The 13182-nt window shown below is 53.7% G+C and carries 13 protein-coding genes; 6 read left to right on the forward strand and 7 right to left on the reverse strand.

The genetic code is table 11. The features are described 5' to 3' along the window. The first annotated feature begins 46 nt into the window (after positions 1-46). The 4 genes from ACRCJM_RS07935 (at position 47) to ald (ending at position 4132) form a co-directional block, all read left to right on the forward strand. Entirely contained in the window at positions 47-1258 is a 1212-nt protein-coding gene (locus tag ACRCJM_RS07935) for a Fic family protein (RefSeq protein ID WP_431464493.1), read from the forward strand. A 41-nt stretch (positions 1259-1299) separates the two neighbouring features. Next, positions 1300-1716, forward strand: coding sequence for a DUF3151 domain-containing protein (locus ACRCJM_RS07940; protein WP_135012220.1), 417 nt, complete (start codon positions 1300-1302; stop codon positions 1714-1716). A 180-nt stretch (positions 1717-1896) separates the two neighbouring features. Then, positions 1897-2868: an Abi family protein gene (locus ACRCJM_RS07945; RefSeq protein WP_431464494.1), complete on the forward strand. Its 972-nt coding sequence runs from the start codon at positions 1897-1899 to the stop codon at positions 2866-2868. Between the two features lie 175 nt (positions 2869-3043). Further along, positions 3044-4132 carry an alanine dehydrogenase gene (ald, locus tag ACRCJM_RS07950; protein ID WP_431464495.1) on the forward strand — a complete coding sequence of 363 codons (1089 nt, stop codon included), beginning with the start codon at positions 3044-3046 and terminating at the stop codon, positions 4130-4132. A gap of 98 nt (positions 4133-4230) precedes the next feature. Here ald and ACRCJM_RS07955 read toward each other — a convergent pair whose 3' ends face one another. From ACRCJM_RS07955 to dcm, 6 genes are all read right to left on the reverse strand, one after another. After that, the gene (locus ACRCJM_RS07955; RefSeq protein ID WP_431464496.1) at positions 4231-4641 is read right to left on the reverse strand and encodes a hypothetical protein; all 411 of its coding nucleotides are present in this window, start codon (positions 4639-4641) and stop codon (positions 4231-4233) included. Then, positions 4638-5057, reverse strand: a complete 420-nt coding sequence (locus ACRCJM_RS07960; RefSeq protein WP_431464497.1) for a hypothetical protein — start codon at positions 5055-5057, stop codon at positions 4638-4640. Before ACRCJM_RS07960 ends, ACRCJM_RS07955 begins: the two co-directional genes overlap by 4 nt. Positions 5058-5124: 67 nt before the next feature. After that, a complete protein-coding gene (locus ACRCJM_RS07965) occupies positions 5125-5547 on the reverse strand; it encodes a hypothetical protein (RefSeq protein WP_431464498.1) in 423 nt (140 codons plus the stop codon). 349 nt (positions 5548-5896) lie between these two features. Then, the gene (locus ACRCJM_RS07970; RefSeq protein WP_431464499.1) at positions 5897-6826 is read right to left on the reverse strand and encodes a hypothetical protein; all 930 of its coding nucleotides are present in this window, start codon (positions 6824-6826) and stop codon (positions 5897-5899) included. 49 nt (positions 6827-6875) lie between these two features. Beyond that, on the reverse strand, positions 6876-7556 hold the full coding sequence (locus ACRCJM_RS07975; RefSeq protein WP_431464500.1) for a DUF6318 family protein: 681 nt from the start codon (positions 7554-7556) through the stop codon (positions 6876-6878). 308 nt (positions 7557-7864) lie between these two features. Next, positions 7865-9190 (reverse strand): DNA (cytosine-5-)-methyltransferase, encoded by a 1326-nt coding sequence (gene dcm, locus ACRCJM_RS07980; RefSeq protein WP_431464501.1) that lies wholly within the window; start codon positions 9188-9190, stop codon positions 7865-7867. A gap of 145 nt (positions 9191-9335) precedes the next feature. Between dcm and ACRCJM_RS07985 the strand changes: the two genes are divergently transcribed. Further along, complete coding sequence (locus ACRCJM_RS07985) at positions 9336-10838, forward strand: MutH/Sau3AI family endonuclease (protein ID WP_431464502.1); 1503 nt, start codon at positions 9336-9338, stop codon at positions 10836-10838. Between the two features lie 167 nt (positions 10839-11005). After that, positions 11006-11959, forward strand: coding sequence for a prephenate dehydratase (gene pheA, locus ACRCJM_RS07990; RefSeq protein WP_237205650.1), 954 nt, complete (start codon positions 11006-11008; stop codon positions 11957-11959). 45 nt (positions 11960-12004) lie between these two features. On the opposite strand, the gene ACRCJM_RS07995 is transcribed toward pheA, so the two are convergent. After that, positions 12005-13054 carry an Abi family protein gene (locus tag ACRCJM_RS07995; protein ID WP_431464503.1) on the reverse strand — a complete coding sequence of 350 codons (1050 nt, stop codon included), beginning with the start codon at positions 13052-13054 and terminating at the stop codon, positions 12005-12007. Positions 13055-13182 lie beyond the last annotated feature (128 nt).

Here is a 13182-nt window from a genome sequence, read left to right on the forward strand (position 1 = left end):
TTTCCTGTAACTACCAAAAAGATGAGATTTTGGGAGATAGGGGAGCATGAAAAAATACCGGAGCCTCAAATCTATTTTTCACCAGTTCGACCGGCAGACCGCTGAAAGGTTCGCGCAAGAACGACGTGATATGGGGTACGAAACCAGCTTTGTTCTGGGCGACCACACTCTGTTTTACACAGTGACCCCCCAGCTGCTCCTTCTGCAGGAACAGATCCTGCTGAATGAGAGAACTCTTGAGGAACTTGCCGCTAGTCTTCCCGCGACTGCTCGGGCAAGTTACCTGTATGAGCTCATCACTCAGGAGATTTCAGCGACGAACGAGATTGAGGGGGTGCGGTCAACCAGGCAAGAGATCCAGGAGGCCCTCGACGCTGAACCCTCTGATAACAAGAAGTTTAGAGAGATTGCTCGGCTCTATCTTGAGCTATCGCAGGGCAAGGTTGACGTTCCGCATACCCTGGAAGAAGTACGAGCTACCTACGACCGCCTTTTTGGGTCAGAGATCGCTGATGAAGACCGCCCTGATGGCAGGCTTTTTAGGGCTGGTCCTGTCTTTGTGCATGATGGGGCAGGCAAAATTATTCATACTGGTGCTCGCGACGAAGAGGCACTTGAACAGCAGCTACGGGCTATGTTTGACCATCTTGAGAACACCGAGGTGCCCTTTCTTCCTTCTAGAGCTGTCTCGCACTTTATGTTTGAGGCGGCCCACCCCTTCTATGACGGCAATGGACGCTTCGGGCGTTTTTTCTTAAGCGCCCAGCTGCAGGAGGTTCTCTCTACCTACACGGTGCTTGCCCTCTCGCACCTTATAAAGCAGAAAAAAGAGGAATACCACAGGGCTTTTACCGAAGCTGAGGAGCCGCTTAATTATGGTGAAGTCACACTATTTGCCCATGTAATACTTGGGTTCATACGTGACGCACAGCTTGAACTCATTGATGATTTTGAGGCAAAGAAACAGATGATGCAGTTGCTGCATGAGCGTGTCGATGGGCTTAAGTCAGGCGAGTCTGAGCTGTCGGCTGGCGCGCTTGATGCGCTGTTTATTCTGGGTCAGGCTCATCTTTTCAGCGGGGGCCGCGGAATTGAATGGAGCGATTTAGCGCAGATTCTTGGGAAGTCGCGAAATACGGTTCGGGCCTATCTTGTTGAAGTGGAACAAGAAAGACTGGTTGAGCGCACCTCGTCCCGTCCCCTGCGCGTGCGGTTGAGTGAGGCAGGCAAGGCCCTCCTTTTCCCCGGGCACGCGTAGACTTTTTGTAGTTACAAGAATTTGAGTTGAATGGAGTACCCATGTCACTTGCCGGTAAGAACCTGCTAGATGGCCCCGCCCCCACCCTGCTGCCTGAAGAGCCTGAGCTGACGGCCCGCGTCCGCGCCGGTGAAGCTCCTGCTGACCTTGCGCAGGCCTTCCCCAAGTCGTCGCTGGCCTGGGCCCTGCTGGCTGAAGAAACCCTGAGCGCCGGTAGGACTCTTGAAGCCTACGCCTATGCGCGCGTGGGCTACCACCGCGGTCTGGACGCCCTGCGCGGCAATGGTTGGCGCGGGCACGGCCCGATTCCGGTGAGCCATGAACCGAACCGGGGTTTCTTGAAGGCCCTGCTGATTCTGGGTCAGACCGCAGCAGCGATCGGTGAGACGGATGAGGCTGAGCGTATTGAGAAGTTCCTGAACGACTCCGACCCGGCTGCCGCCGCCGAGCTGGCCTAGGTTGTATCTAGGTTCTCCGGTGGCTCTAGATGTTGAGCAGATTACCTTGATCAGGCTCAACACTCGAGCAGAAATCGGGTAGACTATAGAGCAACATTCATCCCCGTTGCGTACGGTCCTTTGTGACTGGCTGATCCGTTAGCCGTGTACGCTACGGGGATTTTTCTATAAAATTTAGACATGATTCTGCCTTCAGACCTGGCAACAAAACACCCTCCGCAACGTACCAAATCATGGCTTGATATAGACCAACAGGTAGCCAAACTAGAGATGCGTGGGTTGCCTTTAGACGATTCGCAGCGGGTTCTTTTATCCAACTTCCTTGCGCACCAGAACTACTACCGTTTCAGCGGTTACTTTAAGCAGTTTATGGAACCTGCTCCGGCTGATGAGTTCAAGCCGGGAACGACTCTCGAACAGCTTCTGACGGTCTACTCGCTTGATGATCAGGTGCGGCTACTGGTTTTTCGTGGTGTGCAGGTGATTGAACCAATTATTAGAACACGGGTAGCTTTTCGCCTGGCTGAAGGGGCAGAGAACGGGCCTACCTGCTATCTTTTGAGAAGCGCATACGAGCCCTCCCGCCCTAGTAACCTGCCGCCTCGTGGAATGCCTCTGGCTGATTGGCAGGCTAAACACGCGGGTCTTACTCGTAGCCGTGAATCTTTGATGAGAAGTATTGAAGACACCTTGAGTCGCGAGGAACTGTATCTTCAGCACTTTGTGAATCAGGGGCAGCAGGTTCCTTTGTGGGCAATGGTAGAGGCAATGTCTCTCGGGGATCTCTCAAAGATGGTGAGCACCTGGAAAGATACTAACCAGATACAGCGTCTGATGGAGGACCTAGGGTTTACACGAGCTGAGGAACTACGTCGAGCTATTGGTAACGTGAATTTCTTTCGGAACCTAGCTGCTCACCATAACCGGTTGTGGGGTAGGCGTCTTACTCGTCCTGTTGCAAAGTCACCGTGGAGGGGCGCAACAGGTTTAGAGTATTCAGGGTTACCGGTGGAAGCTCCCGTTCACATTCTGCGTCTGTTGTCTGATTGGGTGGACCATATTCAGGGAAACCAGACGTACTCAACTGAGCTATGGCAGCTTATCGGTAGCGATGCAACGTACGAAGAAGGAATGCTTTTCCCGTCTCTATAGATACCTTCAAATCTCAGCCCCAGCTGCCGCCGCCGAGCTGGCCTAGCCCCTGACCGCCCCAGATTTTCTTAGAAATATGAGGAAAATTTGGGGCGGTTTGTCTTCGTTCAACAAAAGGGCGTAGGCTGATTAACGCAACAGTTTTCAACGACGAAAATGAATGGGAGACCCCCTCATGCGCATTGGCGTACCCCGCGAAATTAAGCCCCAGGAACAGCGCGTTGGACTCACCCCCGATGGCGTGCTGGCTCTTGTTCAGGCTGGCCACGACGTGCTGATTGAGAAGGACGCCGGGCTCGGCGCAGGCTTCTCCAATGAGGAATACGAGAAGGCAGGCGCTACCCTGGTCAGCCAGGACGAGGCCTGGAACCAAGCTGAACTGCTGGTGAAGGTCAAAGAGCCAATTGAATCCGAGTACAAGTACCTGCGCGAGGATCTGACCCTTTTCACCTACCTGCACCTGGCTGCCGATAAGCCCCTGACCGAGGCCCTGCTGGCTGCGAAGACCCGCGGTATTGCGTACGAGACTGTGCGTAACGGCCGTGCCCTGCCCCTGCTGCTTCCCATGAGTGAGGTGGCGGGCCGTCTGGCTGCTCAGGCTGCGACTCAGTACACCATGGCTACCGAGGGTGGCCAGGGTATTCTGCTGGGCGGCGTGCCCGGTGTTGCCCCCGGCCGTGTGGTGGTTCTGGGTGGCGGTAACGTGGGTACCCACGCCGCCAAGCTCGCTGTTGGTGCTGGTGCTGAGGTTACCATTCTTGAGGGCTATGGCCCCCGCGTGCGTGAACTGTCTGACCTGTTTGGCTCCAGCGCACGCGTGCTGAACTCCACTCCCGCGAACATCGAGCGTGAAATCGCTGAGGCCGATGTGGTGATCGGTTCGATTCTGGTCCCCGGTGCTAAGGCTCCTAAGGTGGTGCGCCGTGAGCACCTGAAGACCATGAAGCCCGGCACTCTGCTGATTGACGTTGCCATTGACCAGGGCGGCTGCTTCGAGACCTCCCGCCCCACCACCTACGCTGACCCGATTTTTGAGGTGGACGGCATCCGTCACTACTGCGTTGCCAACATGCCCGGTGCTGTGCCCCGCACCTCGACGATCGCCCTGACCGATGCTACCTTGCCCTACGTGCTGAAGCTGGCTGCTGGTGTAGATGAGGCTCTAGCTAACAACCCCGACCTGGCCCTGGGCCTGAATACCGATGCTGGCAAGATTACTTTCCCCGGCGTTGCTGAGGCCTTCCCCGAGCTGCCTGCCGCCTAGTCACTAGACGCAGCTTAAGGGTGCGGACGCCCGCCCCACCTTCCTGCCCTGTGGCAGGGGAGTGGGGCGGGCGTCCTTGTGTGTTTCTAATGGGGTCTTTATTTTGTGGAGACGTGCTTACCCTCGTATCTGGGAAGTACCGGCATAGCCCAGCGGAAGAGCACGAAAGCAACCAGCCCGGTGATGGCCTGGTTGGCAACTGCGCCGGGGACGCTCTGTGCGAAGGGCTCGGGGAGGAGAACCTCGTGCACCAGAATGGTGGTACCGACTAGCAGACCAATGAAGAGAAGCGATGCTCCGAGAGAAATGAGTGCAGGTTTAACCGGTGTGAAAGTCCTTGGTAACGGCATGAGGTTAAGCCCGATATAGACAAGGAGGACGTTAGCCATTCTGAACCAGATACTGTCGATGTGATCCACCCAGGCTATAAGGCTAAACCCGAAGGCTGCTAGCAAAGATGGCCAAACCGGCGCCCCGAAGACTAGGTTCTTGGTGCTGGAGCTAGTCATGAGTGGTTCTCTTCAAGGGGGTGGTAGCCGGGGGTGACGAAGCGGTGGAATAGCAGGGTGGTGACTGCCAGGAGGGGGAGGCGCCAGCTGGCACTGGCGGGGTCGTCTAGGCCGGGGTAGAGCAGGGCAAGGACGGCCACTGCGAAAACCGTCTGGGAGGCTAAACCATAGCTGATAGGCAGGGTTCTTTTTGCTGATGCTCGACGACGGCTGATGTAAAAACCGAACGCTACACAGCAGAAGATAAGAACCATATTGAGCAGGTGGGCCTGGAACATGAGACTGGCTGCGAGAGCTATAAAGAGGGCGGTGATGGTGAGGGCTTGTGGCCAGCTGCCGCCGATACGTTCCTCGTAGGCGTAGGGTGCGGACGCCTGCTGCACGGCCGGGCGGGACTGGATGGTCTGTTCGGTCATGGGAATCTCCTCCTTGAGATTTCTACCATTGTAGAACTGTGGGCTCTAGTCAGGCTAGGGTTACCTGTTATTTTTCGTTGGGTGTGACGGGTTTACTCTTGTGAATCCAGGGCATCGCGAACCGGGCTGCCATGGTGAGGGTGCCAAAGCTGCTGATGAGGATTGCAATGTTTGACCAGGCATCTGTTTCTGGCTCGGTGAGAATATGCCATATAACGGTAAAGAACCAGATGATGAGGGCTGCGAAGAAGATAACGGTGTAGCTGGTGCGGGTGTATGTTTCGATACGGTCGTATTTGAGTTTGGACTGATCTTGCGTGTACCAGATAGGGATAAATACGAGTGGGAAGAGCCCAGCTAGGTAGCCGTGTCCTGCAAGTGTGACGGCGAGCATGCCTGTGTATATGGCTGCGAGGAGAAAGGACGGCCCCCAGGGCGCTCCGTTGGCCTGGTAACCAACTTTTTCGGCGGGCTGTAAGGGTGTTGTCATGGCGGTAACCTCCTTGTTGTCTGCCTACTCCACCCAATTATATCATTGCTTACTATTTGGGGGGATAGAGAAAAGGTCGCAACCTTTTGGTTGCGACCTTTTCTCATACACACACATTTCTTTCGCACCCATCCCTCACGGGAGGAGCTACAGAGGTTATACACATTTCTCTGAAAGGGGTGACTCATCGTCACGGTGAGATTCTCAGTCTCTTGAGGTGGTGAGGTTTTCTCTCCTCGTCCTCATGTCTTTAACTATGGCACCCCAACCTTTGAGCTCAATTCGGGGAACCTGTGCGAAACCTAAGAAAATACTTTTCTTGTGAAGTTTTTGGGGGTGCGGGGCTGGGTTAGCCGCTGGTGCAGCCCCAGGCGTCCGCACTTGTAGCGCAGTCGTCAGCAACCAGGCCAACCTGTGTGCGCCAGACTCGCACCAGCTGCGGGTCGCTGGTACGGCTGACTGTACCGTCGATGACCTGCCAGGGCCCGCCGTCGACGGAGTATTCACCGCGGTAGGTGGTGGTCAGGGCGAAGTAGTAGTCGCCGGGGTCTGTGTAGCGGTGGGAGGTGTCGGTGGGCTGGTCCCAGACGTCCGCGCCGAGCTGGTAGCCGGGGTAGGTAATTGGCCCGAGGGAGGCGCCGTCTCCGTAGTCGAAGGTGTAGGAGATGGGGGTTGCACGAAGTACGACGTTTTGGCCGTTGATGGTGCGCGTGAATTCTTGGGGGTTGGGGTTGGCCCAGAAGTTGGTGTTGTAGTTTTTGAGGGTGTGGGGCGCGCGTTCTTGGTGGGGTGTGGCGGCTGCGATGGGGAAGGTGTCGAAGTCGTGGGTGGTGAGCGTGACACGGACGGTGCGTAGTACGGTTTGCCCGTTTTCTTCGGCAAGTTCTAGACCTGCGGCTTCGAGTTCTGCTGGGGTGAGGGGGACGCAGCCGATGGGGCCTTGGGGAGTGTTGTAGGGGGTGTCTGCACCGTCGGCCCAGTCGGCTGGGACGAGGGAGAGGACGCCGAGGTCCCCGTCGCTTGCTAGGCAGTAGGTTCCCGGGGAGGGCGCGCCTCCTACTTGGAGGGCTGCGCGGTTGGGGCCTCGGGGCTTATCGAAGTAGATGAGTTTAACCGCTGTTAAGGTGTCGGTGAGGGTACCTTCTACCTTGTGGTCTTCGACTATTGTTTCATCTTGTTCGAAGCCGGTTGCGGTTTCCCAATCGTATTCAATACTTACCTTGAATTCATTACCATCAGTTTCACCAGAATCGTTAGCTGTAGCGGAGTTGAGGGGCACAAATAGTCCAAGTGATAGCAGAGGGATGACTAAGCAGTATTTCTTCACTTTATTTGACTACCTTTCCATCGGACACCTTCCATTCCCCATCTTTAAAAGTCACAATAATTTCATATCCATTGAGATTTGCTTCAGAATTATCGATGCTCTTAATGTTTTGAACTTCATTGATAATGCCGTTCTCAACGGTGATGTTTGCCCCCAGGCTGTATGCGCTATTCCCTAGGTGCGTGACCAGTTCTCTATTTGCGTGTACGTCACGCTTAAGGCCTATAATCCATCCACCGTTTTTATAAAGCTTGTCGACGGAGTCGATAAATCGTAAATCAGCCTCATAGGTATCTTCATACATATGTTTGAGGTCTTGCGTGTCTCCAGTTTGAATTGCGTAGTTTCGCATGTCGTTCCAGTAGTTGATGAACAGGAGCATGGCATCGGTGCTTTCCACGTTCATGCCTTCTGGAGCAACCGGTTTGGGCACATTCTGGGCGGGGCCGTGCTCGTCAGCAGCGCGATATTCACCTTCGGGTGCTTTTGAGCCACCCGAATAATTGGTTTCTTCTGCGCCGGCAGTTTCCTCAACGGCGCTCGCAGAGCTGGCCACTACTGCGGAAGTTGTGGTGCTTGTATCTGGCTCGGGAACTGAGCCTGATGCCTGCGCACCGCAGCCTGTGAAAGCTAGTAGTGCGATGGCGGTGAAAGCCAGATTTCGGGTAGATACGCTCTTCATAAGTCCCTCCTGGTGACATCTTTGTGACTAGGTCTTATGTGTGTTTATAGTGCTGGGTTTGTGCCATGGCAAGGGTTTTCGTGCTCTTGCCTGGTTTTTGACAGCAGATTACGCCCGGAAGTGTGAGTTATCCACAGATTTCAGCATCTGACGTGGGCTAATAGGCCTACAGGTAGAGCTGCGGAAAGTATTAAAGCTGATTCCGTTGTTTGTCCTCTTGCTCTATCTAGCGGCCCTTCAAAATATCACGAGCAAAGCGCCCCTCATATGGTGGTCTGAGGAGCGCTTGTAGCAATTTAGAGTGTTGGCTAGAAAAGGGTGTCGGAAGAACCATCTGCCGTATTGGTGAGAGGCACATTCTCGCGCTCTAGCCCGTAGTGGCGGCGATTGATAGCTTTCCCAAGTGCGTTGGGAATGCCCACTACCAATGCGTTACCCATGCAGAAAGCACGATGCCCGTCAGTTAAGCCTGCATCGGTCCAGCCCTTCGGAAAACCCTGAATCTGGTCTAGTTCATCGGGAATAAGACGGCGTAGACGGCCTGATTCTGTCTTTACAACATGTTTAAATCGTGAGGCACCAGCTCCGCCCTCGCCGGTCAAAATGGTACGTGCCGGGCGGTCAAGGGGGTCGGGGAAAGACATGCTACCTTCTGAGTAGGTATATTTGAACCCACTGGCTTTATTGATACGTTCTTCTTTTTTGCCACCTTTTAGGTATTCCCAGGCCTGGATTTTGCTAGGTTCAATAAAGAACTGGTCTGGCACTTCGGTCTCGTCGACCACGATATCCCCGAGGGTAAGACACTTGCCTGTGTACAGAGCTTCTGGCTTCGCGGTATAAATCTTACCGTGCTGCATTACGCCGGCATCTTGGAACCGTGAAGTTTTTGCACCTAGACCAAAGCTTTGAGTTACTTCAAAGGGGTCAATACTAATGCTGAAGTTATCTTCGCGAGCTAGGCTCTGAGTAATGGGGAAGGCTTCGGCAAAAACTCCTTCGGTACGCAGGGTAGCTTCCAAGTCCCATGTCATATCGGTAAGTTCTGCATAAATGTACACGCGTTTACGTTTCTGAGGGTGGCCGTAGTCAGCCGCGTTAATGACTCGCCATTCAACGGAATACCCCAGCGAGTAGAAGCAGGAAAGAATAATCGCGAAGTCACGTCCCCGTTGCTTTGACGGTGATTTGAGCAGGCGATCTACATTTTCAAGGACGACGTAACGAGGCTTTTTCATGTCTAGCGCACGGTAGATATCCCACCAGAGCACTCCCTTTTTGCCTTCAATGCCGTGTGACTGAGACAAGGGTTTTGAGACAGAGTAGTCCTGGCAGGGGAAGCCGCCAACGAGCATATCTGCTTCTGGAATGGTGATTTCACCATTTTCAGCCATATCGAGGGCCTTGTTGATGTCTTCGTTGAGGAAGTTTTCTTCTCCAAAACGTGCAACGTAGCAGCGAGCAGCAAACTGTTTGGTGGGTGTTCCTGGGGGTTCCCACTGGTTGGCCCAGACTGTCTCAAAGTTACCAGCTGAAGGTAGGCTGAAGCCGTCTTTGTTATAGCCTTCGAAGCCTAGGCGGAAGCCGCCGACGCCCGCGAAGAGCTCGATGATGCGAATCGGCTGGTCTGCCACGGTTGAACCTCCCGCTTGGAACTGTAAGTCTTAAGAGTATAGATCAGAATAGGTGTTCTGATCAATTCTATGTGATAAGCGTCTATAATTTAGGTGCTTTCTGCTTTCTGCTTTCTGCTTTCGTCGAGCGAAAAGAGTTTAGAGAATGACCAATGAGTTCACTAGGGAGTCTTTGGAATCCCTCCTAGATGTAGCTATGGGCAGGACGCTGGGGGAAGTTGACAGCAAGCGTCTTATTGATCGGTATGTGGAAACCCGTCCTGACCGTGTGGTCAAGGGGGTTCCTGGCGATATCATCGAACAATCTGTCCTGGGTCTCCCCAAAGATTCTCTCCAGAAAGCTGACCTCTTAGTTGACGGGACTCCAACGGAGCTGAAGGTAACTGGGGTCTACAAACGTGGGGAAGGGGCGAATGCGGAGTACCATGCCAAGGAACGTCTTACGATAACTAATGTGAGTTACTCTGGGGTTGTTCAAGAGAGTTTCTTAGACTCCCACCTATGGGAGAAAATTCAGAATATCTTACTGGTGTACTACCAGTATGGTGATACCCGTGCGCTCTCGACTGAAGACTACAGAAAATTCCGGTACTTGCTCTACTCAAATCTTCACTTCAGTGATGAAGAAAGAGAGATTATCAAGTCAGATTGGGAACAGGTCCATGGTTTTTTCGCCTCTGAGCGTGGCCAGTATGTTATTAGACAGCTTCAGGACTCTCAAACTGATGACGAAGAACGTCGATCCCTGAGGGCAGAGCTATCCGTTGCCCTTGGTGGGCTGATGTATTTAGAGGTTGCTCCTAAATTTCCTCGTGCCCGGTTGGCTATAAAAAACTCGTACTTCAAAGTAAAGACAAAGGAAATATTTAGCGCGAAAGCATCGCAGCAGAAATTGGCAGGGGTTTCTGGTTATTCAGATCTGCTCCAACAGATTTCTAAGTCTGTAGCACCTTACGTTGGTATGAAGCTAGGGGATATCGCTAAAGAAGCGGAAGAAGTTAAATCTTCTACCCTTGCTGACCGAATCAGCAAAGGGGCAACTAACTACATACTTGGATACATGCTGACTGGAGATTACGTTAAAGCTACTTCTATCGAAGAGCTTGCTAAAGCTGGCTTCATCGTTAAGGCAATACCCATCAAGGACACCGGTCATAAGAAGGAGGATTCTAAACTTACCCCGGTCGTATTCTCAGAATTTGAGGACGATACAGCTTTCGAAGATTCAACACTTTTTGATTACCTTTTTAGTCACAGGTTCTTATGCGGGGTCTTTGAACGTCATCAGGGGAGGGACAGAAGCCTAGATATCTTCAGGGGCGTTAAGGTTATTGAATTTTCAGACGGCATGTTTGAAGAATCTGCTCGGAAGGTTTGGGAGACAATGCGTCGCATGTACCTTCAGCAGGAGATGACCACTCACTTGGCTCTGCGAAAAGATGGAACGGTTATCTATAACAAAAACGGTTTCCCAAAGATGGGGAACAACCTACCTAAGTCCAAAGAATATGAAATCTTTATCAAAGGCACGAGCGGAGATTCATCGAAGAAACCGTTAGTCATTAATGGACATGCTTTCTACAATCTGGATTATTGGATAAAGGGTTCCCTCATGGTTGAGTTACTCAATCAATCTGAGTTCCTTTAGGGAGAGTGATTCAAAAAACTGAGGTGAAACAGGCTTGCAGCGAGCGTAAGCCTGTTTCACCTCTTTCAATCTTCTGGTCCCGCTATGTGGGCAGACCCCGGTACAAACCTCCCCTAACCCTCCGGTAAGAAGCCGGGGTGCCGCGTCCACCCGCTAAACTAGACCCCATGCGCTACACCTACCTCGGCCCGTCCGGAACCTTCACCGAAGCAGCCCTCCTCACCGTGCCCGGTGCCCCCGACGCCGAACGCATACCCGCAACGTCCGTCCCCGCAGCCCTCGACGCCCTGCGCGACGGCACCGCCGACGCCGCCATGGTGCCCATTGAAAACTCTGTTGAAGGTGGTGTGACCGCAACCCTCGACGCCATCGCAGCCCTCGACGGGTCCCTGCGCATTGTCCGCGAAGTGCTGGTGCCCATTACCTTTGTGCTGGTTGCCCGCCCCGGCACCACGCTAGAGAACGTCAAAACTATCTCAACCCACACCCACGCCTGGGCACAGGTGCGCCGCTGGGTGGCAGAGAACAAGCCGGACGCCGGCTACCTGCCCGGCTCGTCCACCGCTGGCGCGGCTCTTGGTCTGCTCAACGATAACCCGGGTTACGAGGCCGCCGTCTGCTCACCGGCAGTCGCTCAAGCCCACCCCGAGCTAGAAGTGCTGGCCCACAATATCGGCGATAACAAGAACGCCGTCACCCGTTTCGTGCTCGTCGCCCGCGACGCTGAAACTCCTGCACCGACCGGGGCCGACAAAACCACCCTGGTCATCCCGCTACCCCAGGACCGCCCCGGCGCCCTGCTTGACCTGCTCGAACAGTTCTCCACCCGGGGAATCAACCTCTCCCGCATCGAGTCCCGCCCTACCGGCGAATTCCTGGGCTCCTATTTCTTCTCCATCGACATTGACGGGCACCTCTACGACGCCCGTGTGCGCGATGCCCTGCGCGGTATCCACCGGGTCTCACCCGGCGTGCTCTACCTGGGCTCCTACCCGCGAGCCGACAAGCGCCTGGCAGCGGTAGACCCCATGCACGATGAAGAGTCCTTCAACGCTGCCCGCGACTGGGTAGAAACCCTCTTCCCGGGCGGACGGCCCGAAAGCCTCAAACACAACATCTAAATATGGGTCTACCTATAAGGGAGTCTCTGGTCCCTGAAAACACAACTAAGACTCTTCTAAGCCCCATATCTGGTGGTGTTTCCAATCATCCGGAAATCCCATCTCCTGGGCAGTAAGGAAAGGCACTGCGGATAGCGCAGAATCGACAAGAGAAGCAGTTCTACTTGCCCAGGCTGAACCAGGGGATACGGTTTCAAGAATCTTGGCAATAATGATAAGCGCGCCGTAAATTTTTTCGCTCTGCTGCCTCGGGGTGCCCTCCTGCCCCGGTGGGAGGGGCAGATGCGAGAGAGATTCTAAACCGCTAACCCTGGATAAAATACCAGTACCCATAGGAGATAAGGTGCAGTTCCATATTCTGGCGTGATGGGCAGACTTATTCCGTAGCAGTGTCAGCTGACGCAGAGCAGCTGCAAAGGGGTGATTGGGTGAAAGGCCTTTGGCCTCTTCTCTACTGAGCCCCAGGTTTCTAACATCTATGCCAATTCGGCCAGCAACCTCGTTCTGATCTGGGGTTCTCAACAGATTGAACAGCTTAGAAAGGTCCGAGAAATCTAGCACGTCCATAACAACCCAGGGCGCTAATTGAACCCCATATTTCTCCACATTGTGCTTAATATGAGAGCTATCTCGTGACCCTAACGCACGATTTACTCTTGAGGTAATAGTGCTAATGATCTGGTAGTGCTCGTATTCTCTGCCCCGGGTCACCCGAAAATTATCCCTATCGTATAAGGCGAGCGACCCAGCGCTGCTAATGATATCTGCTAAAGATGTGCGCAGGGCAATCTCAACCCGCTCAATACCGTCGTGTACTTGAGTACGTAGCTTCCGGTCAAACTCATAAAGAGCGGTAATCTCGGTAAACCGAGTTCCCTGCGCGAAGGTGTCCGTACGCACGGGACGGGGTGGATTTCCCATCGAAAGAGGTGGGTCGCTTAGTATTCTGCGGGTGTACCAGTACCCGCTTAGTCTGTAGTACCCAACAGTTGATAGCCATTGCTGAGCCTCAGCTTCATTGACATCCATGCCTCGTTCACGGAGCAGGGCAATCTGCTGCTCAATAGATGTGGGCGGTTTATGCGGTGACGTCATTGAACACTCCACGGCCTGGTGAAGGAGGGAATAGAAATCCAGCCCACACTTCACTACGGAAGGCGGGCTGAACGATTGATACCAATTATATACAGATAAGGCCCGCTTATCTAGAAAGTGTATATATT

The organism is Rothia sp. L_38, from assembly GCF_050689125.1.
Taxonomy (GTDB): Bacteria; Actinomycetota; Actinomycetes; order Actinomycetales; family Micrococcaceae; genus Rothia.